This is a genomic window from Peribacillus sp. TE19612 (assembly GCF_056279465.1).
On record NZ_JBWCCL010000007.1, the window covers coordinates 25,931 to 50,268 of the forward strand.

A 24,338-nucleotide genomic window follows, 5' to 3' on the forward strand; every position below is an offset into this window, starting at 1 on the left:
TACATAATAGAATATTTCCTATAATACTTAAAATTTGGGATAGCCGAAAATTGAAAAGACTTTATCAAGGAGGAGCTAAATCATGTATATCCCTAAACATTTTCAACTCAAGGATGAAGAAATAATTTATGATTTTATCGAAAAGTACAGCTTTGCCACTTTATTTTCTCAACACAATGGAGAACCATACGCTACCCATCTTCCACTTACATTAAATAAAGGTGAAAGTGCTTTATATGGTCATTTTGCCCGCCCAAACGAACAATGGAAGGATATAGAATACCAACAAGTCCTTGCGGTTTTCCAAGGTCCTCACTCTTATATATCTCCTTCTTGGTATGAAACAACGATGGCAGTTCCTACTTGGAATTATGTATCTATCCATTTATATGGAAAGATGGAGATTGTCAAAGATCAAAAAGTCATATTCGATTCACTGAATGATATGGTAAACAAATATGAAAATCCAGAAAGCCCATACCATTTAAAGGATGTGGATTCCAGATTTATCGAAGGAATGAGTAAAGGGATTGTAGCTTTTAAAATAAAAATCACAAAAATTGAAGCGAAAGCTAAATTAAGTCAAAATCACCCTGTTGAACGTCAAGAATTAATTATTAAGCATCTTGAAAACACTTCTCAACAAGGTAATATACAAATAGCATCTCTTATGAAGAAAAATCTACAAAAATAAAAGTTATTCGACTTTGTCTTGTTCAAATAATGTGGTAGATCAAAAACTAAGGGTCCTATGAAGATTATTTATCATTGCAGCACCAAACATTCAATTAAAACAGCTACAAATTGGTTCAAAGAATGGTGGAGTTATTCTTTGAACCATGCATTCTTTAAGAGTTTCACACCCACATCAATTTCATGGGAAGAAAGATTACTGAAACCTAATTTAACCATTGGTCCGTCGGTGTTATTTTTAATGAAGTAGAGAGAAGTAGGATACACAGTAACTCCATGTATAGAAGCTTGCTGAATTAACCATTCTTCTGAATGCTTCAGATGTACTTTGACTAATACGTACAAACCAGATTGTTCACCAATAATGGATATATTTTGAGCGAATTGCTCTTTTAAAGCGGATACTAAGTGCTGCATTTTTCTTTTATAAACTAGGCGCATGCGTTTAATATGTCTACTCCATTCTCCCTCTTCCATAAATTTAGCCATTGTAAGCTGGCTAAGCAGGGAGGTAGTAGCTTCAAAATGAAGAAACTGATTTTTATAACGATTTAAAAGTGGCTGTGGCAAGACCATATAACTTAAACGAATTCCTGGAAGAAAGGACTTCGAGAAATTCCCTAAATAAATGACTCTTGCTGAATCAATGGAGGCAAGAGCAGGGAATGGTTTTTGTGTATAGCGAAATTCACTATCATAATCGTCTTCGATAATATATCCACGCATCTTGTTAACCCAATGAATAATCATTTGCCGTTGTTGGATAGACATGCTTACTCCAATGGGACTTTGATGGGAAGGAGTTACATAGATTAATCGTGATTTCATTTGTTCTAATTGTGAAAGTTCAGCACCTGTTTCATAAACCGGCAAAGTTTCAAACATAAAACGATGGAAATGAAAAGCTTCCCTAGCACCGTCGTAACCAGGGTCTTCAACTATAATACTCTGGAATTCATCCTTCAGTATATGTCCAAGGTATACAAGCATTTGTTGGGTGCTGCTTCCGATAATAATTGCATTTACATTTGTTTTCACGCCGCGTGATTGGAATAAATATGTGGAGATTTGTTCGCGCAGGCATTCTTCCCCAAATGGTTCCCCGTATCGAAAGCTATCCTGTAATGTTAATACTTGATTAGCAATTTTCCTCCAAAACTTCAGTGGGAAATGTGTTTGATCAACGGCATCTGCCCTGAAATTAACTACTGGAGGTCTCTTGGACTCAGTCTGCTTTTTATCATAAGAGATTAAGGGTTCCTGAAATAAACGAGGTTCTAACTCATTAGCAAAATAACCTTTCCTGCCCTCTCCACGAATATACCCTTCAGCAACAAGTTGTTCATATGCCAGTAAAGTTGTATTGCGGCTTACATGTAAAGAATCTGCAAGTTGACGAATGGAGGGTAATTGCTCATTTGCCAAAATGTCTCCATGTTCAATATATGATTTGAATTTCTCATAGATTTGTTTGTATTTTGGGGCGTTATCATTGAACGTAAAAATGGTATTATTCATTTGCATTCCCTCTGACATGTATATTTGTTTATTATTGTACCTTTTTGTATGTCAACTTGTATAATAATATTTTTTTATCGGATATTTTTTAAAAAAATTCAAATATAAGTTGAAAGGAAGATTATTGTGTACATTCCTAAGCAATATCGTATGAAAAATGAAGAAGCAGTTCAAATTATGAAGTCTAACCCGTTTGCCTTATTGATTACTGTTAATGAACATCGTCCCTTGGCTACTCATATTCCTTTGGAAATTCGCGAAGATGAAGGGAAAATCTATGCGACTGGGCATATTGCATACGGAAACATGCAGAAAAAGAATTTAGACAATAATAGTGATGTGTTACTGATTTTCCAAGGGCAGCACGCTTACATTTCATCAAGTTGGTATCAGTGCGAAGAGGTTCCTACATGGGACTATCTAGCTGTACATGCGTATGGATCAGCTCGTTTAATCACTGAAGACGAGCTGATTTCCTCCTTGGATACTATGCTTAATCATTATGAGGGTCACCGAGAAAATGGCCGGACCTGGGAAACGTTTGATCCAGAGTTGCTAAAGAGTGAAATGAAAGGAATAGTGGGCTTTGAAATTGAAATCACATCTATTCAAGCTGCAGCCAAAATGAGTCAAAATCGTAATGACACCGATTACAAAGCGATTATTACAGAGCTTGAAAAATCAAATGAACAAGGGGAGATTCAGGTTGCAAAATGGATGCGTGAGCAAAGGAAAGGTCAATTGAATGATTAGTATATTAATAGGGTTTGCTGTGGCACCCTAAAAAAAAATGGTGTTTATCATTTTTTAAGGAAAGCAAAGGTAAGTCAAAACCATTCCTTACAGACAAGAGCTCATAATAAAAAAAGTTGGAACAGTTTCCTTTTCTAAATGAGTAACAAATCGCCTCCTTGATGAAAACGAACCTTAAAAAAGTGTAACCTTGCTTTCACCATCAAGGAGGAGCCCAATAAACCTTGTACCAAAATACAATAAGGAGTTGCTTTTTATGGAGTTTTCAAATATTTGGCTATTTGTAATTGCTGCTGCTACATTGTTAATAATACCTGGACCAGCTGTGTTGTATATTATGGCAAGAAGTATAGACCAAGGGAAGAAGGCGGGCATAGTATCAGTTCTTGGTGTATCACTTGGCGGTTCTGTTCACGTTTTAGCTGGAGCGATTGGAGTTTCAGCGATCCTTATGACATCAGCAACAGCCTTTAATATCGTTAAATACTTGGGTGCTGCTTATCTTATCTATCTGGGGTGCAGGACTTTATTTTCTACATCTGATCGAACGACTTCAGAAATTCCAAAAGCCCCTCGCAAAAAGATATTAAAGATATTTTACGAATCTGCGCTCGTAGAAGTAATGAATCCTAAGACAGCACTCTTTTTTTTAGCATTCTTTCCGCAATTCATATCACCTTCGGCCGGATCAGTCACCATACAATTTTTACTTTTAGGAATTATATTTATTATCCTAGCTTTTATTAGTGATGGTCTGTATGCAGTACTTGCAGCAAGTATTAGAAAGCGGATTCTGGGTAGTGAAGTGAATTCTAGGTTTCAGAATCGGATAACTGGTTATTTATATATTGTTCTAGGGGTATTCTCCGTCTTTGCGAGCCCCTCCAAAACATAAGAGTATTTGATAAAAATCGATTCTACTAAGATAATAAGTAAAATGAAATGGAAAGATATTTTATGCCTAGATTTATCATTGATGATGATTTTTGGTCGTTATTCCCTCATGCAATTGCATGCTCTTACCTCTGTTTGTAGACAAAGGGGGTTCGGAATTAAAAAATTTCTTAATGCATATCTTTCATCAAATCATAAAGGAAAGAGAAGTCAATGGCAGCCTCAATTTTAAGAACCAACTAGATCGCAGGCACCAGTTGATCTCCCTGATAGAATCATGTTTAGAAGGCATCCTCAGCACACAAGTTTTAATAATTCTTTTTAAAAACAATAAAGACTCTAGGCAAAAGGTTTCTAACTAAAGGTTGGAGCGGAAGGTGCGAGACTCCTTTGGGAAAAACGTGTCAGGGGGAGACCCCACAGGCGCAAAGGTGCAGAGGGGGCTTCCGCGACCGTTCGCGGAAATCGAGTTTGCCTACAGTCTGAGGTAAGGGCTACGTGAATGCTCTTACCTTTTTTTGAATAGTGTTCGTTTAAAAAAGGTGGAATTCAATTTATCTGACCTTTTGTGTAGTCTTATTTTGGCCGTGAGATAAGTGTTTATTTGATACAGGTATTTTAGTATTGAGGTACTGTCACATGCCCTAGTTTGATGGGCATGTGACGGTATACCTTTAACATCATTTCTCTTTTTTTGGTTTGAGTTTTCTTGTGCAACGGGTAGTTGCACATTTGCAGGAAACTGCAAGATACAGCTTGGATAACAGTCTAACATCAGTAAAAAGGGAGCTTGTTTTAAAACAAGCCCCCACTTATAATAAATTATTGGTTCTAAGGTTGTATTATTTTTTTATTCCAGGAAATCCTCGGTCGAAATTACATTGGCATACATACCGTTAAGTGCGCTGACAAAGGCATAATGGACCTGTTCAGCTGGAACGACCTTATCTTGATAAGATAAGTCCCTTGTCGCACATGCATCTTCAATAAGAGTAGTTTCAAAGCCTAAATCCACTGCAGCTCTGACTGTGGCATCAATGCACATATGCGTCATCATACCTACAATCACTAGCTTTGTTACTCCTTTTTCTTTTAATTTGCTTTCTAATTCAGTCTGTAAAAAGCTGTTAGGGAAATGTTTTATGATAATGCTTTCGTGTTCTAATGGTAGAACAGCTTCATTTAGTTTAACTCCATCCGTATTCGGAAGAAAAAAGCCTAACCCAGGATCACTAGCGATATGTTGAACATGAAAAATATTATCTTTGTTATTCTGCCTAAACCATTCAAGAACTTTAGCAGCATTAGCGGCTGCTTTTTCAGGGTTGCTTAATTCCATCTTTCCATTTGGAAAATAGTCATTTTGAATATCGACAATGATTAAAGCTGTGCTCATTTTTTCCACCTCTTTAAAAAATTTTAGTACAATATAATGATAAATGATATATTGATTTCTATCGATACTTTGATGAAACACTTTTCTATCAAAGCATTTCATGGTGAAAGGAATTTATTATGGAACTTGATAACATTGATTTTCAAATCCTTCGGTTATTATCCGAAAATTCACGTATTCAGTGGAAAGACTTAGGTGAACAAATTCATATGACGGGACAAGCAGTAGGAAATCGGATTAAAAAACTTGAGGAAAATGGAGTAATTAAAGCCTACTCACTAATAGTCGATGAAATGAAATTAGGACTTTCTTATACAGCATTTGTCATTATTTATATGAAAACAGCAAACCATGATTCGTTCATACGTTTTATTAATGATAGAAATGAGATAGTTGAAGCTCACCGAGTATCGGGAGAAGGTTGTTACCATTTAAAAATAAAAGTTAACTCTCAAGAACTATTGAATCTTTTTCTTAATAAAATTCTCGATTATGGGAACTATTCTTTATATCTATCAATACAAGAAATTAAGCAACATAATCCGTTGACTGCCACAATTTAATAAATATTTTTTTTTAAAAAGAAGATACTGTATTCCCAATCATCATGAATCGTTCCAAGTATGGGGATGTTCGACTGGGACAGTAGCAGTGGGAATAGTCTTTTTAAATATCGTAGATTCGAAGGGAAAAGTAAAACGTTAGATGATTATGCGCTTGCTTATGTTGGTGTTGGAATGGTTGATATAGAAATTGTTAGTTTAGCTCCTGAATTGATGATGACGGGCCAACATTGGTTGTTTACGTTAGTTACCGTAGTAGCAGAATCTGCAATCTTATTATTCCCAAATTGCGAGGGATGTGGGTAAATGCGGGAATCCGTCAGCAAAGAGGTGGCAAAGAGATATAGATGTAGACTTAAACAAGGGGATAGATTGTTAACGAAGATGGTCCATGAACTTAATCTAACATGAAACCATACCCGAAGGTGGAAGTTAATTAATGTATCGAAGAAATATGGACAAATTACTGTTCTTATAAGCTGGTTCCAGACACACTTTGTTTTTTCTACTTGGGTAATCAAGTGAATGGATTGTATCTGTTCCATTTTGTTCATCAACGTGCTCAATGTAGATACTTTCCTCGTTGCAGGTTACGTTAGCCATAATTGTTGATTAAGTAATCTCTTCTGCTCGTTTAGCTACCCGATTTGGTTTGCAACAGTTATACTATTTGTTCCACTTTCCTTAGATATGATGTTTTATTAAAAATTACTGAACTAATGGGTCTTGCTTTAAAAAGGGAGGTTGCTGTGGCAGCCTTTTTCTTATGGAACATAACGGGTTCAGCTTTTAAAAAAATAGGGCTCCTCAGTGAGATATGAGTAAGACACCACACTAACTCAAAACCCTATGAGGAACCCTAATATGAAGTTTAAAATGGAAGATAAACAAAATCAACTAAACGATAGAATTTCCATTGGAGTGGATATTGCCCAACAATTACATGTGCTAGAGCAGTGAATTCCCGTGGAATTGTAATCGTAGACCCATTTGCATTTGAAAATAATGAAGATGGATTTGCTGGTTTAATAAAATGGATGGAGGCAGCCATTGTGGGAGTGGAGCCTATAGGCATCACAAACTAAGGTTATTGTATGTCTAACTCTTTGACAGTTTCGCCTTCAATTAACACTGGCTGATAATAGGATTCGTTTGGTAAACTTTTCTTTCCTTGTAATTTCTTAATGACCCAATCAGCTGCATCATGTCCCATTCGTTCTTGTGGGTGTGTTAATGTCGTTAGTTTGATATTGGCATTTTTCGCAATATAGGAATTGTCCTGGCCAATGATTGATAATTGTTCGGGAATAGAAATATCGAGTTGTCTGCATACATTTACTACTTCCAACCCTACCTCGTCGTTATAGCAAACAATGGCAGTCAACAAGTCTCTATTTTCATTTAGGAACTCTTTCAAGTTCGTGTATAGGTCTAGCTTCGTTTCTGTAGTATACGAAAGCAATTGTTCTGGTTGAAAGCGTAATTTGGCTTCTCCAAGTGCTTTTATATACCCCTTCATTCGATACTTTCCTTGCAAATCATCCATTTTCGAAATGAGTCCAATTTGGGTATGTCCTTTCGAAATCAATTCTTTTGTTGCGAGGTAGCTTGACTGCACATCATCCAGGCAAAAGAAAGGAACCTCTAATTCTTCATAATAAGCGTTGATCATGATGAATGGAACCTCTTGTTCCTTAAATGATAGGTAGTAACCGATGTTGGGATTGTATAGATTGCTTTTTGTAGGTTCAATGATCATACCATCCACGCCAAATGACAACATCATTTCCAAGGCTTTTTTTTCTTGTTCGACATCATTATTTGTACTGGCTAATAGTAACGAATAATTATCTTCATTCAATCTTCTTTCAATTCCGCGGATAATAGAAGGGAAAATGTAATCGGAAATGTAGGTCGTGATTACACCAATCGTTTTATTTTTGGAATTGCCACCAGATTTTGATTGATATTGGTTACTAACATATGTGCCAGATCCTTTTTCACTTCTCAAGAATCCCTCGTTTGATAATTCTAAAATGGACTTTCGTACAGTGTGTCGGCTAACGTTGTACATTTCTTGCATGACGGATTCAGTAGGAATTTGTTCCCCTACACTATATTCACCTGTAAGGATTTTATTTTTTAAATCATCAATGATTACCTGATACTTTGGTTTCATTAAACCTCACTTCTTCCATAGTTGTTTGCATTCTAATTTATGCGCTTAAAATATTTGTGCGGACATATTTTAACATAATTTTTGAATGAATTAAAACAAATCATCTTATTTTTTGTATAAAGTTATAAATTCCACCTATTTACCTTTAGGTTTCATGTCGGATAACTTCCTTTAATCCCAATTTATGACTTTAAGGTGAGGATGGAGTATTTCGTCTGGAAGTTGTAAGTATAAATAATATAAACCGTTGACAAATGTACGTACAAAAAATATAATATGGTTGTGAATAAATTTAAGCGCCTCCTTTTATTGAAAGCGCTGACAGAAGGGGGATTAACGTGCAAACGAATATATTAAAAATTAAACAAGCGATTACCGGGGGAGAAACTTCACTTGGAATCGAATTTGGATCCACTCGTATTAAAGCGGTGTTGATTGATAATCATCATGAAACTATCGCATCTGGAAGTTATGAGTGGGAAAACCTCTTGGAAGATGAAATTTGGACGTACAACTTAGTGGATATTATCACTGGTCTGCAAACAGCTTATAGTGAAATGAAGCAAGAAGTTGAACGGAATTATGGAATTACCATTCGAAAAATAGGTTCTATTGGATTTTCTGCAATGATGCACGGGTATATGGCTTTTGACAGTACAGGGGAGCTACTGGTTCCGTTTCGAACTTGGCGTAACTCAACAACAGGTGTTGCAGCAAAAGAACTAACTGATCAATTTCAATTTAATATCCCTGAACGATGGAGTATTGCTCACCTTTATCAAGCAATATTAAATGAAGAGAAACATTTGCCGCGCATTGATTGTATTACGACTTTGGCTGGATACATTCACTGGTTATTGACTGGAAATAAAGCAATTGGCATTGGAGATGCTTCAGGCATGTTCCCAATTGATGAATCAACGCAAGATTACAATGAATCAATGGTCAAGCAGTTTGACGATTTAATTGCGACGAAAGGTTATCCTTGGAAGCTAAAAGAGATTCTTCCTAAAGTCTACATTTCAGGCGAGCAAGCGGGTGAATTGACCGAAATTGGAGCGAAAATCCTGGATAGATCAAGAAATTTACAACCAGGCACTCCAATTTGTCCACCGGAAGGCGATGCGGGGACTGGAATGGTTGCTACGAATAGTGTGAGGAAACGTACCGGAAACATCTCAGTAGGAACTTCCGTTTTTGCGATGATTGTACTAGAGAAAGAACTTTCAAAAGTATATCCAGAAATTGATCTGGTAACTACACCAAATGGAAGTCCCGTTGGAATGGTTCACGCGAATAACTGTTCAAGTGATCTCAATGCTTGGCTGGGATTGTTCCGTGAATTTTCTGAGGCAATGGGACAAAAGGTTGATATAAATAAATTATTTGAAGTAATGTTGAATAAAGCTTTGGAAGCGGATCCAGATGGTGGCGGTTTGCTTAGCTACGGTTATTTCTCAGGTGAAAATATCACAGGATTAGAAAAAGGGCGACCATTATTTGTCCGCTCGCCTGAGAGTCAATTCAATTTAGCAAACTTTATGCGGACTCACCTTTTTACTGCTTTCGGTGCATTGAAAATCGGAATGGGTATTTTGACAAAAGAAGAAAATGTTGCAATTGATCGTATTTTGGCTCACGGTGGTTTATTTAAAACCCCTCTTGTTGGACAAAAAATTGTTGCGGCTGCAATGAATGCTCCAGTATCAGTTATGTCAACAGCAGGAGAAGGCGGCGCGTGGGGAATGGCCATTCTTGCATCTTACATGATGAATAAAGATCAAAAAGAAAGTTTAGAAGACTTCCTTGACAAAAAAGTATTCGAAGAGGCTGATGGGCAAGAAATTTATCCTGATCAAGTAGATGTTAAAGGATTTGAAGCATTTATTGAAAGATACAGGAAGGGTTTAGTGATTGAGCAGGCCGCTGTAGACAATTTGATGTTATGAGTGGAAAACTGGAGGGATTGACGTGTTAGAACAACTGAAAGAAGAGGTATTTCAAGCAAATTTGGACTTGCCTAAATATGGACTCGTGAAATATACATGGGGAAATGCGAGTGCCATCGATCGTAAAAGCGGTTTATTTGTTATCAAACCTAGTGGTGTTGATTACGAAACGATGAAAGCCAGCGATATGGTTGTTGTTGATTTAAATGGCAATGTTGTTGAAGGAGAGTTGAGGCCTTCATCAGATACAGCGACTCACGCAGTACTTTATAGATATTACCAAGAAATCGGCGGCATTGTGCATACTCATTCAACTTGGGCGACAATCTGGGCTCAAGCAGGCCTTGATGTTCCAGCGATGGGTACAACTCATGCAGACACATTTTATGGATCCATCCCATGTGCCCGCTACCTAACGCAAGAGGAGATTGATCGTGGATACGAAGTGGAGACTGGGAAGTTAATCATCGAAACATTTGAAGAGCGCGGGTTAGACATTTTAGCCGTTCCTGGTATCTTACTTCATGGTCATGGTCCCTTTACTTGGGGGAAAGATGCAAAATCCGCCGTAATGAATAGTGTGGTGTTGGATGAAGTTTCGAAAATGAATTTATTTACACGGGAATTAAATCATTTTGCAAAAGAATTACCACAAAATATTTTGGATAAACACTATTTACGAAAACATGGAAAATATGCTTATTACGGTCAAAAGTAAGATCAACTCTATCAAATTATCAACCTATTAGATAAAGAAAAGAGGCTTATTATGTTAACAACAGAAAAAAAGGAATTTTGGTTTGTCGTAGGATCACAACATCTATATGGGGAAGAAGCGTTAGCAGAGGTCAAGGCGAATGCACAAACGATAGCCGATGCATTAAATGAAAGCGGTATTTTACCTTATCCACTTGTACTGCAAGATTTAGCTGTCAGTACAGATAAAATCACAAACATCATGAAAGAAGTCAACTATCGTGACGAAGTTGCCGGTGTCATCACTTGGATGCATACTTTCTCACCTGCAAAAATGTGGATTCGTGGAACAAAATTATTACAAAAACCATTGCTTCATTTAGCTACACAATTCAATGAAAGTATTCCTTGGGCAACGATTGATATGGACTTTATGAACCTGAACCAATCCGCTCATGGTGACCGTGAATATGGTTTTATCAATGCTCGTTTGAAAAAACAAAATAAAGTTGTTGTAGGTTATTGGGAGCGTCCTGAAGTCCGGCAACAAATTGCACAATGGATGGACGTAGCGGTTGCTTATAACGAAAGCTTCAACATTAAGGTCGCTCGCTTTGGAGACAACATGCGTAACGTTGGAGTAACCGAAGGGGATAAGGTTGAAGCGCAAATCCAATTTGGGTGGACAGTTGACTATTTTGGAATCGGAGACCTTGTTCAATATGTAAATGCGGTTACTGATGAAGAAATTGATGCTTTATTTGCAGTATACGAAGGCCATTATGAATTTGATTATGGTACCTACAGTAGGGAAAATTGGGAGAAAAGCGTAAAGGTACAGGCAAGCTATGAAATTGCGATTAAACGTTTCCTTGATGATGGTGGTTACACGGCCTTCACAACGAACTTCGAAGATTTATATGGGATGAAACAACTTCCTGGTCTTGCCGTCCAACGTTTAATGGTACAAGGATATGGCTTTGCGGGTGAAGGAGATTGGAAGACGGCAGCACTTGATCGCTTACTGAAAGTGATGAGCCATAACCAATCAACTGGATTTATGGAAGATTACACATATGAATTAGCTGCGGGACAAGAATCAATCCTTCAATCACATATGCTCGAAGTCGACCCATCTTTAGCAAGTAACAAACCAAAAATTGTCGTATCTCCATTAGGTATAGGTGATCGTGAAGATCCAGCACGTTTAGTATTCGACGGCAAAGCAGGAGACGGTGTCATTGTTTCCATGGCTGACTTTGGTACAAACTATAAACTTTTGATTAATGAAGTTTCTGCATTCGAGCCAACAGTTCCAGCACCAAACCTGCCAGTGGCCCGTGTACTTTGGGAAGTGAAGCCAAACTTCCAAGATGGAGTGAAAGCTTGGCTTGAGAATGGTGGCGGTCACCATACAGTTGTGTCATTGAATTTAACAACAGACCAAATCATAACCTATGCCAAACTTGTTGGCTTGGAATACGTAGTTATTAAGTAATGTCTCTCCCTCCAAGGAGGCTCCGCTTCCTTGGAGGGAAAAAATAGGTAATCCAGAAGTTGAAGAATGGAAATAGTGACCATTAGTATGATCCCTTTATTTTCGTAAGCGTTTTCGTGTTTTTTAGGGAAAAGATGAAAGCGTTTTAATAGACAATGACGACACAGAATTTATCCTAATAAATAACTTTTACGATGGAAACTGGCATGTATTTGTGATTTGAAAACACTATTATTATTTCTCAAAAAGTAATCAATATTTTAGTAGTGGGATTAAATATAATATTAAAACCTTTAGGGGGGAACTTAAATGGTTAATGAAAAGAAAATCTCAAGTGGATTCATTTATTTTTTTGGGGCTTTTGGAGGCATTCTCTTCGGTTATGATATCGGCGTTATGACGGGTGCTTTGCCTTTTCTGCAACATGATTGGAACCTTCAAAATAACCCAGGTGCCATTGGCTGGATTACCTCTTCGTTGATGTTTGGAGCTATTTTTGGAGGTGCCATGGCCGGACAACTTTCTGATCGTTTAGGACGGCGCAAAATGATTTTAATATCTTCTATCATTTTTGCTGTTGGATCCATTTTGGCAGGAATATCCCCTCATAACGGGATCCTTTTTATGATTGTTGCACGGATTTTATTAGGGTTGGCTGTTGGAGCTGCTTCTGCGTTGGTCCCAGCCTATATGTCGGAAATGGCGCCTGCACGTTTACGTGGACGTCTGTCAGGAATTAACCAAACAATGATTGTCTCTGGAATGTTGCTTTCGTACATTGTCGCTTATTTATTGAAAGACTTACCAGGAACAATGGCATGGCGGTTGATGCTTAGTTTGGCTGCCGTACCTGCTTTGATCTTATTTATTGGAGTGTCCAGGTTACCCGAATCACCACGTTTTTTAATTAAGAACAATAAAATGGAAGAAGCTCGTAGGGTGTTGGGCTATATTCGCCCTAACAAAGAACAAATTGATTCTGAAATAACACAAATACAAGAAACTGTTAAAGAGGAAGCAAAGGTAAATCAAAAAGCATCATGGGGTACCCTTTTAAGTAATAAATACCGTTATTTAGTAATGGCTGGTGTGGGTGTTGCTGCGTTTCAACAGTTTCAGGGAGCAAACGCAATTTTTTATTACATTCCTATGATTGTGGAAAAAGCAACAGGGCATGAAGCCAGCTCAGTATTGATGTGGCCAATTATTCAAGGGGTTATTCTCGTACTAGGTTCATTAATATTCCTAATGATTGCTGATAAATTTAATCGCCGTACTTTATTAACAATCGGCGGAACGATTATGGGGCTATCCTTTATTTTGCCGGCCATATTGAATGTATTAATTCCTAATGCAAACCCGATGATGATGGTTGTTTTCTTAAGTATCTATGTAGCTCTTTATTCATTCACTTGGGCTCCATTAACTTGGGTCATAGTTGGAGAAATTTTCCCGCTGGTAATTCGCGGGCGGGCGTCAGGAGTGGCTTCATCATTTAACTGGATTGGTTCTTTCTTGGTTGGCTTGCTATTTCCGATCATGACCGCTTCGATGTCTCAGGAAGCTGTTTTTTCAATCTTCGGTGCTATTTGTTTACTTGGTGTTTTATTTATTCGGACATGCGTTCCTGAAACTCGAGGTCATACTTTGGAGGAAATTGAAAAAATTGGGGAAAGTAGACAAGCTAAGGGGAAAAGTGCTTAAATTAGAACTATTAAGGTTTTGAGCGGAATTAAAAGAAGTTATACGCGAATAGAAGAGATTTTAAATCAGGGGGACATAAGGGAAAATACTTCATCAAGAATATGTTGATTTACTCATATGATTCCTTTTCTTAGGCCCGAGGTTGCTACTTCGGGCTTTACAATTATTAAAAATGTTAGCTGAACTTTTAGTGCAATTCATGGTGTTTTAGCTTTTATTTATATGAAGGAATTTAATAGGGAAGGAGCCGATAAAAATGAAAGTATCACAAAGCTCGTTTGGAAATGAAGTCTTGCTGTTTACGATAGAAAATGATCATGGAGTAAGAATGGAAGTTACGAACTTTGGTGCAAGAATCGTCAATCTGTTCGTCCTAACGGAATCGGGTCGTAATAATATCGTATTGGGATTTGACTCGATTGAGGATTACAAAAAAGAAACGTATTATGGAGCAACAATAGGAAGAGTCGCTGGAAGAATAAAAAATGGCGAATTTTCAATTGGTGAATCACGTTACCAAACAGCTGTAAATCAATTAGGGAATACATTACACGGTGGCAGTCCTGGATTCGATGAAAAAATCTGGGATTATGAAGTGAAGGAGACGGATGAAAGTGCATCGATCTTCTTTTCAACCCACTCACCTGATGGCGAGAATGGTTTTCCGGGGAATTTGAAAGTAAGTGTGACTTATACATTGGACAACTTAAATATTTGGTCAGTGAGCTATCAAGCAAAAAGTGATCAAGACACAGTTTTTAATCCGACCAATCACGTCTATTTTAACTTAACAGGGCATCCCAGCAATCCAATCGATGATCATTTCTTACAAATCTTTTCTGAAGAATTTGCACCAGTAAATGAAGATACCACGGTAACTGGGGAAAAGCGAAGCACAATCGGCACGCCTTATGATTTTCGAACCCCGAAGAAATTAAAATCAACCTTTGAAGCCAATGACGCAGAAGTTAAAAAAGTTCAAGGGATCGATCATCCATTCTTCCTTACGTGCCCAGGACTTCATCAAACTGCAGCCAAATTAATTAGTCCTGACCAGAAAATAACAGTCGAGGTATACACAGAAGAGCCTGCGGTTGTCATTTACACGGCAAACTTTGTGAAAGATGTGCCACTTATGCACGGAGAAAAATTAATTCAACACGGCGGAATAACGTTTGAAACCCAAGCTGCTCCAGGAGCGATTGAGTTTGAAGATTTTGGGGATATTCTTCTTTTAGCAGGCCAAAATTATACTTCCCAAACAAAATACAAAATTGAGGTCAGTACCCACTCAACTGAAGGTTCCAGTTAGTGTTAAAGAGTTGAATTGGTTGATTTCGTTTCGATAATTTTACATAGATTCGGCTGCTAGTTAGGATCAACATCCGTGACTGTAAGAACGATCGAGCATAGCTCGTGACATGTAGCGGGTAGGATTCCCGCCGAATAAGAATTGGCCATTCACTCGAACTGAGTTTTCGAGGATAGAGGATAACTTATATCTTTAAGTGTAAACAGTTAGATAGTGGGCTGTAAAACTAAGGTTAAAGATAAGCCCCCATTTAAACAGCACATATTCTATACGTAGCACCTCCTGATACGATCCTTGTATCAAAGGAGGTGCTTTTCCTATGCCTCAAAAAAATTAACGATTGTTCCCGACAAATCATTCACTCGATTGTTTTGTACGAAACAAGGCAGGAATTCTCCAAGAATGGAATGGCATCACGAAAAATATTCAGGCAGTTATAGGCGTGAGCGATATGCCTTTGTTAGACACCACCTAATTTAAGGGTAAGGGGATGTTTATTTTACTTAAATGGAATATCCCAAATTAAAGTCATAACTTCGATGTATTTAATAAGCTCAAGGATTTGTAACTAGTGAAAAAATAAATGTAAGGAGTGGAGAATATATTACAGTACGAGGAGACTATCCAAACAGGATGGTTACTACTATAAAAAGAAAGGAATGTACTCTTAATTAATACCTTTCGAAAGCATGAGCGATATTTTGGTTATTTTGTATTTTATACTCACTTTATGTATGCATTTGTAATAATAATGTAAAATTAGGTAAATATGTGTGTCACTTAAAGATGATAAAATGAAAAAAAAGAGATTTAATCGGGGGAGAAAATGATAAAAATCATAGCATCTTTTGTTGTTTCTGGATTGTTACTATCAAATCCGTTGGTTGGTAATGCTGCATTGGGCGATCGTACATTAAAAAGTGGAATGACTCATACAGAAGTAAAACAATTACAAGAGGTTTTAAAGAAAAAACAATATTTTAAGAGTAATAATACAACTAAATATTTTGGGACCGTTACTAAAAGTGCAGTCGTAAAGTTCCAAAAAAGTAAAGGTTTAAAAGCTGATGGTATTGTCGGTCCGAATACATATAAAGCTTTGGGAGTAAAAAAGAAGACCTCCAACGCTAATGTAAATAAAACAAGCAATAAATCTACTGCGATAGTGAAGGAAGCAAAGAAACATTTGAATGTACGGTATGTATGGGGTGGAACTACACCAAAAGGTTTTGATTGCAGCGGATTCCTAAAATACGCTTTCGATAAAGGCGCAAATGTCACATTACCAAGAACGGTATCGGAAATTTATAAAAAGGGGACAAAGGTGTCCAAACCACAAGTTGGAGATGTGGTCTTTTATGAAACCTATAAACCTGGTGCCTCACATGCCGGTATTTATATAGGTGGCAATCAATTCATACACAGCTCCTCATCAAACGGTGTGAGCATTTCCTCCATGGATAATAGTTATTGGAAGAAAAGATATGTAGGAGCAAAAAGAATGTAATAGAGAAAGTGGCCAGTTCTTTTTTGAAGAGACTGGCTTTTCTAGTTCTACCAATAGAATACGATACTAATAAGTCCTGCGGATGGTAGAATCGGTATTAGAACATAAAATTTTTTTAAGATACAATTTTAGCTTTTATTGCTCCCAGAAACACTTGGGTATAATCGATACTTCATTTACCAAATATAAATTCTTTAATTCTCACATAAGACAGTCGAGGAAGTTTATAAAAACCGTGAAAGTTTCCCCAGGAGGTTCAGAAGGTAACCTCGCAGGACTTAGTTAAAGTTGGACTCATTATCGCAGCGTTCAAGCTGTGGCTCTCTGTTATCGTAGGGTCTTTTAAACTTTAGCATACAAATTAATTTTTTTGTAAATAACTTAAAATTTGCAGAGTGAAATCGATAAATAAGTCTTGATGTTTTAGGAAGGGCTGTGATTTTCTAATTCTAACTTAATTGGAGATACCCCAATTGGAGTTGCTTAGAAATCTCTAATTCGATTTTTCAGTTTAAGTTCTTCAATCTTTTCAATAATTTACACACCTTGGATTAAACAAATAAATTGTAATCTAATAATATTAATTGATTCGATGTTTTTTGAATAATTTTACAATTACGATAGTAGGGAATATAATAATCCTATAAACATTTTGCAAAAAAATATTTTAAATGTTTTGGAGTAAAGAGTTTTTTGTTTAGAGAAGCAAGAATATAGGTTTAATAATGAAAATCCATAGGAGGAAAATTATATGGCAAAATTTACTGTAGGTAATGAAAATCATGCTCCAATTGAACTTTATTATGAGGACCATGGTTCAGGGAAACCCGTTGTCTTAATACATGGTTGGCCTTTAAGTGGACGCTCTTGGGAATATCAAGTGCCAGCTCTTATTGAATCAGGTTACAGAGTCATAACATATGATCGTCGAGGATTCGGAAAATCATCCCAGCCATGGGAAGGATATGAATATGAGACATTTGCTTCTGATTTACATAAACTGTTAGAACATTTAGATCTTCAAAATGTCACACTTGTTGGTTTTTCTATGGGTGGAGGTGAGGTAGCTCGATACATTAGTACGTATGGAACAGCTCGTATTGAGAAGGCTGTTTTTGCTGGAGCAGTTCCTCCTTATTTATACAAATCAGAAGATAATCCTGAAGGAGCATTAGATGATGCGACAATTGAAGAATTCAAAAGTGGCGTGATAAATGACCGCCTTGCATTTCTTGACAAATTTACGAAGGGATTTTTCGCGGCGGGTAATCAAACAGATTTAGTTAGTGAGCCATTCCGTTTATATAATCGGGATATTGCAGCTAGTGCCTCACCTAAGGGAACGCTCGATTGTATAACGGCCTTTAGTAAGACAGATTTTAGAAAGGACTTGGAAAAGTTCAATATACCTACTCTTATTATTCACGGTGACTCTGATGCAACTGTACCTTTTGAGTTAAGTGGAAAACGTACTTATGATTCCATTCCAGGTAGTAAGCTCGCTTTAATAAAGGGTGGTCCGCATGGATTAAACGCAACTCATCCAAAAGAATTTAATGAAGCGTTACTAACATTTTTAAAAGATTAATAAAGTAATGACGATCCTATTTCAAATGAGAAGGAGGAGCAGTCTTTCTTTTTATAAGGTTGTAGGAAAACTCTTAATATGAGGCAGAAGCAGAGTGTTGCTAGAAGACACTTTTAGTAAATGACTCGTACAAATTATCAATACACTGATATTAGGGATTGATTGGATAATTCTATTTTCAATACCCTCTATGTTAACTGCAATTGCATTTTTGGGGTTCTGCTAATAAACAAGTTAGCTGTGTTCTTTACAGTCTTTTAGCTATTAGCAGATCTAGGGAACCCCTAGATGTACTTGATCTTAATTGTTATAAATGTATTTCTAAAGAAAAAAGGCAGTCTAATATCTTCCTAGTTACAATAGAAGAAACTCGTTAAAAAAGGAGCCTTTGCCCAAAGTGACAAAGGCTTACTTCTATATTTATTCCTCATTTCCGTCCTTGCATCGAGACCGAGCTTAACTGAAAGAGTGAATTACTTTTTCTTCTTTCAGTCTCTTTATCAACTGCTTATCAATTCTATCTCTAATGTTTATTTAATTATTTTATTTAAACTAACAGTTACTCCTATAAATGTTAATAGAATCTTCGATATTCAAATGTATACTTGTAGGAAATTTATACTTTGTATAAAACCCTACAGCCGTTCCCCATACTAATATAGTCCAGACTTATCCTTTTCATAATTCATCATATTTTGACGAATATCTTCTAAAGTTTATGTAAATGGAAGATAAATTTTCCTTAATATAGTTACTGAGTTAATTAATTTATACTCGTAACTATCACTAATGAAGGTGGGAAAGTATTGAATTGTTTTATGGGTTCAGGATGAACAGGGCAGGCTACTATAAATCTAAATCGGAACCTTATTGGTTTCGAATTAGACAATGATTACTTTAACGAAGCTTCGAATGCTTTACATAAAGATACGACAAGTTAAATGATGTTGTTGCTGTTTGAAACCTTCTGAAGCCATCGAATTACCACCTCTTGTGACAATTACGAAGGCGGACTGTGGGAATGCAGCCAGTCAAACTTGTATTAACCGGGGCGGGATTTTTTATGGCCTTCTCAGGTCTAATTGTCCTTATTTCATCTACTCATCGCCAAAAGGTGGATTTTATTGCAAATTGGCTGTCAGGGAACATATGGGGTGCAGACTGGCCTTTCATTAGGGCCATACTTCCATGGGCTCCTATTCTCATCCCCTTTACACTGTACAAAGCGAATCGGCTGAATCTTCTTGGGTTGAGTACCTGTGCCGATAGGCTTAGGTGTATCAGTTGACAAAAAGGGCGATCCTGTTGCTGACAGCGGTTGCGCTTGCAGCAGCAGCTGAATCTGTCACAGGAGGCGTCGCCTTCGTCGGGCTCAGGGTTCCGCACTTTGCAAGAGCCTCTGGTCGGACCTCGAAATCAGCTCTTCCTGCCGGTAGCGATTCAGATCCGCGCCTGGCTGCATACATCGGAAGAAACATACTGGAACCCAAAGGCATACCTGCGGGGATTATGATCGCTTTAATAGGGGCTCCTTATTTTATGTATTTGTTGATGAAGAATAGGAGAAAAAGCACAATTTTTGTAAAAGCTGAAGATGTCTTCAGCTTTTTTTGCTTGCCTTATCATCCTCAAATCTCTGGTGCAGCGAAGATTGGAACATAATATTAGCCCGAACTGCGAAATATAACGATACATGCACTTACACGAATCCTACTTAAGCATGATTGACTTGGTTTTTTGATTTGATATAGTTTTAGGATGCTAAAGTGAGAAGATAAGATCAGACTAAAAAAAGAGCCTTCTGCGAAAGGGGGTGCCTCCTGTGAAAAGCATACAAAGCCGTTTATTGATCATGCTGCTGATTTTCATCGTTCTGCCCTATTTCCTGTCCGTTTTTTTCATCTACACTTATACAAAAAACAGTGTGGAGCAGTATGAACTTGAAAACAGCCGAGAGCAGCTTCAGAAGAATGCGGATGAACTGGAGCAGTATTTTGACGACATGATTGATTTTCCATATATTCTGTACCGCAACCCTGATCTGTTTCGGATTTTTAAAAACGGCTTCGAAGACTCCATTTATTTCAACCCTATGACCATGGAAAAGAGTCTCGAAACCTTTTATTTAATGAGAAACGAATTCCGGCAAATCCGTTTCTATATTGCTAAAAACAATGAGTCATTTACTGTCTATAATGCAATGATCAGCACACACAGGTATCAGCCGGATTTTCTGAACCAGGACCCGATCAAACAGCTGTATACATCTGACTCACAATATTTGATTGAGCCGCCCCACCCTCTTGAGAATTACAATAATGCAGCCATTATTCCAAAATCGGACAAAACGATGGTGATGACTTTTCACCACAAAATTATAGACGTTCTTTCTAAAAAGTTTCTTGGGATGATTACTATCGACATTGATTTGGGCGAGTACTCCCGCATTTGCAATAACCTTGTCCAGGGAGACGCATCTTCTGTTTTGCTTATTGATTCAAAAGATCGCGTCATGTATGCAAATGATCGTGCCCTGATTGGAAAACCTCTTCCTACCGATGAAAAGCAACGTCTTGACGGGAATAGGAGCCGGCATGATGACGATATTCTCTTATCAAAGGAGTTATCAGGGTCACTGAACGGCTGGAAATTGATTAAGGTCATGTCGAGTCAGGCTTTATATGAAGATGTCAGGAAAACCGCCTATACCAATATCCTTGTCGGCATCGGCGTAGGAATACTGGGTTTGCTGATGATAGGCATTATCTCAAATAGGATTACCCGTCCCATTACGAGGCTGAGCAGCAAAGTCCGCTCCATTGAAGGCGGAAATATGAATGTCCCTTTTGATGATACCAAAAGCGATGAAATTGGCCATTTGGAGTCACACATGAAGGACATGATGAACCGGATCAATTCCCACATTGACCGTGAATATAAGCTTGAAATTGAAAACAGGAAGAACCAGTTCAGGGCGTTAAAATCACAGGTTAATCCTCATTTTTTGTTTAACGCTTTACAATCCATCGGCGCTGTTGCCCTTAGGTCGAATGCACCAAAGGTCTATCAATTGCTGACTTCGCTGTCTAAAATGATGCGCTATTCAATGCAGGCAGATCAATGGGTACGGGTTCGGGAGGAAGCTGAGTATACAAAAGCGTACCTCTCCCTTCAAACAGAGCGTTTTGGTGAAAATGTAAGTTACTCGGTCAATATCGATGAGTCCATTTTGGATATGACTATTCCAAGTATGATTCTGCAGCCCCTAGCAGAGAATTTCTTTAAACACACATATGAGGAAGGTTACAGCAACGCTCATTTGTCCATTAACGGAGAAAAACAAGGAAACGATCTGTGCTTTACTGTCGAGAATGATGGTCCGGGTCTGTCGGAAGAAGAGCTTCAGACTCTACGGGAACATATCTATACACCCCCTTACGAAGGGACTTATTCGCATGAACATATAGGCCTGAAGAATATTCGTGACAGGCTGCTTCTAGGGTATGGATCAAGTGCAGAAATGAAAGTAGATTCGAATGACGGACAGGGGGTTTCCGTCAGCATGAGGATCCCGATAAAGACCGCCCTTGGGAATGATAAAGACTTACTTCAGGAAAGGAGATGAACACGGTGAAAGCACTGATTGTCGATGATGAATTCAATGTGCGGGATGCCATACGCCATTTAGGCCAGTGGGAAACTTATGGCATCACCAAGCTATTGGAAGCCAAAAATGGCCATGAGGCAAAATCACTGATTGAGAAAGAACGCCCGGAGATTATCTTTACTGACGTGAAAATGCCCGGTATGGGCGGAATCGAACTGATTGAGTGGCTGGATTCCATTTCCTATCCGGGGAAAGTTATTTTCATTACTGGATATAACGATTATTCCTATATGCGCAAAGCCATTCAGCACAGCAGCTTTGATTACCTGCTGAAGCCGATTGAGTATGAGGCGTTCAATCATACACTGGAAAAATCGGTACAAGCCTGGAAGGATGACTTTGAACATGCTGAAGTGCTGGAAGATGTGAAAATACTGCGGAGAAACCATTTAGCCACTGCGATATGCCTGGGGGACCGTTCAGATTCAATCAGCCTTGCCGAGTTTCTCCCTGAATCGGAGGGCTATATGCTGACGCTGCTCTCCTTTTACCAGATGCACAATCCGGATCTCTATATCCAAAAGCTTTCAGATGAGCTTACGGACCGCAAATTAGGCAATGCGTTTTCCCTGCAGACGGATCTTAACCTCTGCCTTGTTATCACCATTCGCGATCAATGGCTCTCCGTTGAGGAATGGATCAGCCAGGAGTTCGATATCCCGGTAAGGCTTGTACCTGAAGAGCAGGTCGAAACTTTATCGGATATCAGGACCTCGTTTCAGGCTCTGCAAAAAAAGCTCGAGGAACAAAACTTCCGATCGATCCACCGTCTGGATGAAATAGATGCCGCTCGCCGCATGGAAGACATGGTTTCCTATGTTGACATGTATTATATGGAGGATTTGAGTCTGGAAAAGCTGTCGAATGTTTTCTTTTTAAGCCGTGAGCATATCTCAAGAAAGTATAAGCAAGAAACCGGAATGACCCTGTCCAAATACATCACGGAGCTTAGAATCAGCCAGGCAAAGTCGTGGCTGAAACAAAAAGACAAAAGCATTTACTCCATCTCGACCATGCTTGGCTATCAAGATGAAATCTACTTTTCAAAGCTATTTAAAAAGGTCGTCGGCATGACGCCTTTTGAGTTCAGGAACAAGAACGATCAACAAGAATCAAATCAAAAGGGGTGACATGATGAAAAACAGGTTTTTATCCCTTTTGTTAATCGGAGCCGTCAGTCTGCCTCTTTCTGCATGTCAGGACATAGCCCCACCAGAAAAAACGGAAAAGACAGAGCGGAAAATCACGCTGGATTTAAGGAATCCGAAAGTGGAAATATCCACTCAATTTGAAGAAATGACGCGTGCTTATGAACGGGAAAACCCTCACGTCAATATCAGGGTACATACAGTTGGAGGCGCAATGGATGACCTCGCCGACCTAAAAGCCGAAATGGCGACCGGCACTGGTCCGGATATCTTTACAAACAGCGGCTATGAAAATGCCAAGCAGTGGCGGAACTATCTGGAGGATCTCTCAGGGGAGCCCTGGATTAATCAAGCATACAAAGAAGCCCTGACGCCGGTCACATTGGACGGGAAAATTTACGGAATGCCGGTTAACCTTGAAGGGTATGGCTTTATCTATAATAAGGATCTATTTAAACAAGCCGGCATTACTGAACAGCCCGCCACTCTTTCTGAACTGACAGCAGCTGCCGAAAAGCTGCAGAATGCAGGCATTACTCCCTTTGCAACAGGCTACTATGAAGACTGGAAATTGGGCGACCATCTAATGAATGTTGCTTTTGCCCAGCAAAAGGATACTGATGCTTTTATAAGAAATTTAAATAACGGAACGGAAAAAATCAGTACCAATCAAACATTTAAGGATCTCCTTGCCCTGCTGGATCTCACCATAAAGTACGGAAACGATAATCCACTGTCAACGGACTATACAATGGAAGTGAATCTGTTTACCTCCGAAAAAGCAGCCATCATTCAGCAAGGCAACTGGATTCAGCCGATGATTGATCAAGCTTCGCCTGACATGAACATTGGTTTTATGCCGATTCCTATTAATGACCGACCTATAAAGGAAGCCCTTGTCGTCAGCGTTCCAAATTATTGGGCCGTAAATAAACAGTCCATTCCTGAAAAGAAAAAAGAAGCCAAGAAATTTTTAAATTGGATGGTGTTGTCAGAACAAGGAAAACGGTTCATGACGGAAGAATTCAAATTCATTCCTGCGTTTAAGAACATTAAAACTGATGATATAGGGCCGCTCGCAGAAGAAACTCTTCGAAATTACAAAGATGGGAACACCGTCCCATCTAACTGGTTTCACTTCCCTGTTGAAATTAGAGAAGAATTCGGAGCCGCGACTCAGCTCTATGTCGGGAAACAGCTGAACCGCAATCAGCTGCTCAATGAATATCAGAAGTCCTGGGAGAGGTTTTCGAAGGAATAGCCTCTTGCCGGG

The 24,338-nt window shown here is 38.3% G+C and carries 20 protein-coding genes and 1 pseudogene; 17 read left to right on the forward strand and 4 right to left on the reverse strand.

What is annotated here, in order from left to right; all coding sequences use genetic code 11:
* Positions 1–82 precede the first annotated feature (82 nt).
* A complete protein-coding gene (locus tag ACZ9AO_RS13700; RefSeq protein WP_251540031.1) occupies positions 83–694 on the forward strand; it encodes an FMN-binding negative transcriptional regulator in 612 nt (203 codons plus the stop codon).
* 131 nt (positions 695–825) lie between these two features.
* Here ACZ9AO_RS13700 and pdxR read toward each other — a convergent pair whose 3' ends face one another.
* Entirely contained in the window at positions 826–2,211 is a 1,386-nt protein-coding gene (gene pdxR / locus ACZ9AO_RS13705) for a MocR-like pyridoxine biosynthesis transcription factor PdxR (RefSeq protein WP_476109250.1), read from the reverse strand.
* A gap of 126 nt (positions 2,212–2,337) precedes the next feature.
* Here pdxR and ACZ9AO_RS13710 point away from each other — a divergent pair, with 126 nt between their 5' ends.
* Together ACZ9AO_RS13710 and ACZ9AO_RS13715 are read left to right on the forward strand one after the other, a co-directional pair.
* Complete coding sequence (locus ACZ9AO_RS13710; protein WP_476109251.1) at positions 2,338–2,964, forward strand: FMN-binding negative transcriptional regulator; 627 nt, start codon at positions 2,338–2,340, stop codon at positions 2,962–2,964.
* 256 nt (positions 2,965–3,220) lie between these two features.
* A complete protein-coding gene (locus ACZ9AO_RS13715) occupies positions 3,221–3,859 on the forward strand; it encodes a LysE family translocator (RefSeq protein ID WP_063593793.1) in 639 nt (212 codons plus the stop codon).
* 849 nt (positions 3,860–4,708) lie between these two features.
* On the opposite strand, the gene ACZ9AO_RS13720 is transcribed toward ACZ9AO_RS13715, so the two are convergent.
* A complete protein-coding gene (locus ACZ9AO_RS13720) occupies positions 4,709–5,254 on the reverse strand; it encodes a cysteine hydrolase family protein (protein WP_249597675.1) in 546 nt (181 codons plus the stop codon).
* A 119-nt stretch (positions 5,255–5,373) separates the two neighbouring features.
* Between ACZ9AO_RS13720 and ACZ9AO_RS13725 the strand changes: the two genes are divergently transcribed.
* Entirely contained in the window at positions 5,374–5,817 is a 444-nt protein-coding gene (locus ACZ9AO_RS13725; RefSeq protein ID WP_048686120.1) for an Lrp/AsnC family transcriptional regulator, read from the forward strand.
* A gap of 432 nt (positions 5,818–6,249) precedes the next feature.
* On the opposite strand, the gene ACZ9AO_RS13730 is transcribed toward ACZ9AO_RS13725, so the two are convergent.
* A complete protein-coding gene (locus tag ACZ9AO_RS13730) occupies positions 6,250–6,420 on the reverse strand; it encodes a small, acid-soluble spore protein, H family (RefSeq protein ID WP_251540021.1) in 171 nt (56 codons plus the stop codon).
* Positions 6,421–6,681: 261 nt separating this feature from the next.
* Here ACZ9AO_RS13730 and ACZ9AO_RS13735 point away from each other — a divergent pair.
* Positions 6,682–6,890, forward strand: a pseudogene (locus ACZ9AO_RS13735) (IS110 family RNA-guided transposase); the annotation flags it as partial.
* Between the two features lie 14 nt (positions 6,891–6,904).
* Here ACZ9AO_RS13735 and ACZ9AO_RS13740 read toward each other — a convergent pair.
* Positions 6,905–7,996 carry a substrate-binding domain-containing protein gene (locus ACZ9AO_RS13740; protein WP_476109252.1) on the reverse strand — a complete coding sequence of 364 codons (1,092 nt, stop codon included), beginning with the start codon at positions 7,994–7,996 and terminating at the stop codon, positions 6,905–6,907.
* A gap of 338 nt (positions 7,997–8,334) precedes the next feature.
* Between ACZ9AO_RS13740 and ACZ9AO_RS13745 the strand changes: the two genes are divergently transcribed.
* The 12 genes from ACZ9AO_RS13745 to ACZ9AO_RS13800 all read left to right on the forward strand — a co-directional run bounded on the left by ACZ9AO_RS13745 (position 8,335) and on the right by ACZ9AO_RS13800 (position 24,326).
* Positions 8,335–9,945 carry a xylulokinase gene (locus ACZ9AO_RS13745; RefSeq protein ID WP_202186868.1) on the forward strand — a complete coding sequence of 537 codons (1,611 nt, stop codon included), beginning with the start codon at positions 8,335–8,337 and terminating at the stop codon, positions 9,943–9,945.
* Positions 9,946–9,967: 22 nt separating this feature from the next.
* Positions 9,968–10,663: an L-ribulose-5-phosphate 4-epimerase gene (locus ACZ9AO_RS13750; RefSeq protein WP_476109253.1), complete on the forward strand. Its 696-nt coding sequence runs from the start codon at positions 9,968–9,970 to the stop codon at positions 10,661–10,663.
* Between the two features lie 51 nt (positions 10,664–10,714).
* Entirely contained in the window at positions 10,715–12,139 is a 1,425-nt protein-coding gene (araA, locus tag ACZ9AO_RS13755; RefSeq protein WP_476109254.1) for an L-arabinose isomerase, read from the forward strand.
* Positions 12,140–12,448: 309 nt separating this feature from the next.
* The gene (locus tag ACZ9AO_RS13760; RefSeq protein ID WP_251540014.1) at positions 12,449–13,843 is read left to right on the forward strand and encodes a sugar porter family MFS transporter; all 1,395 of its coding nucleotides are present in this window, start codon (positions 12,449–12,451) and stop codon (positions 13,841–13,843) included.
* 256 nt (positions 13,844–14,099) lie between these two features.
* Complete coding sequence (locus tag ACZ9AO_RS13765) at positions 14,100–15,155, forward strand: aldose epimerase family protein (RefSeq protein ID WP_476109255.1); 1,056 nt, start codon at positions 14,100–14,102, stop codon at positions 15,153–15,155.
* Between the two features lie 826 nt (positions 15,156–15,981).
* Positions 15,982–16,662: a C40 family peptidase gene (locus tag ACZ9AO_RS13770; protein ID WP_476109256.1), complete on the forward strand. Its 681-nt coding sequence runs from the start codon at positions 15,982–15,984 to the stop codon at positions 16,660–16,662.
* Positions 16,663–17,413: 751 nt separating this feature from the next.
* Positions 17,414–18,250: an alpha/beta fold hydrolase gene (locus ACZ9AO_RS13775; protein WP_251540010.1), complete on the forward strand. Its 837-nt coding sequence runs from the start codon at positions 17,414–17,416 to the stop codon at positions 18,248–18,250.
* A 1,063-nt stretch (positions 18,251–19,313) separates the two neighbouring features.
* On the forward strand, positions 19,314–19,538 hold the full coding sequence (locus ACZ9AO_RS13780; RefSeq protein WP_476109350.1) for an iron chelate uptake ABC transporter family permease subunit: 225 nt from the start codon (positions 19,314–19,316) through the stop codon (positions 19,536–19,538).
* The gene (locus ACZ9AO_RS13785; RefSeq protein WP_476109257.1) at positions 19,535–19,912 is read left to right on the forward strand and encodes an iron chelate uptake ABC transporter family permease subunit; all 378 of its coding nucleotides are present in this window, start codon (positions 19,535–19,537) and stop codon (positions 19,910–19,912) included. Before ACZ9AO_RS13780 ends, ACZ9AO_RS13785 begins: the two co-directional genes overlap by 4 nt.
* Positions 19,913–20,072: 160 nt before the next feature.
* A complete protein-coding gene (locus ACZ9AO_RS13790) occupies positions 20,073–21,875 on the forward strand; it encodes a cache domain-containing sensor histidine kinase (RefSeq protein WP_476109258.1) in 1,803 nt (600 codons plus the stop codon).
* A gap of 5 nt (positions 21,876–21,880) precedes the next feature.
* Positions 21,881–23,047 (forward strand): response regulator, encoded by a 1,167-nt coding sequence (locus ACZ9AO_RS13795; RefSeq protein WP_251540008.1) that lies wholly within the window; start codon positions 21,881–21,883, stop codon positions 23,045–23,047.
* A 4-nt stretch (positions 23,048–23,051) separates the two neighbouring features.
* Positions 23,052–24,326 carry an ABC transporter substrate-binding protein gene (locus ACZ9AO_RS13800; protein WP_476109259.1) on the forward strand — a complete coding sequence of 425 codons (1,275 nt, stop codon included), beginning with the start codon at positions 23,052–23,054 and terminating at the stop codon, positions 24,324–24,326.
* Positions 24,327–24,338 lie beyond the last annotated feature (12 nt).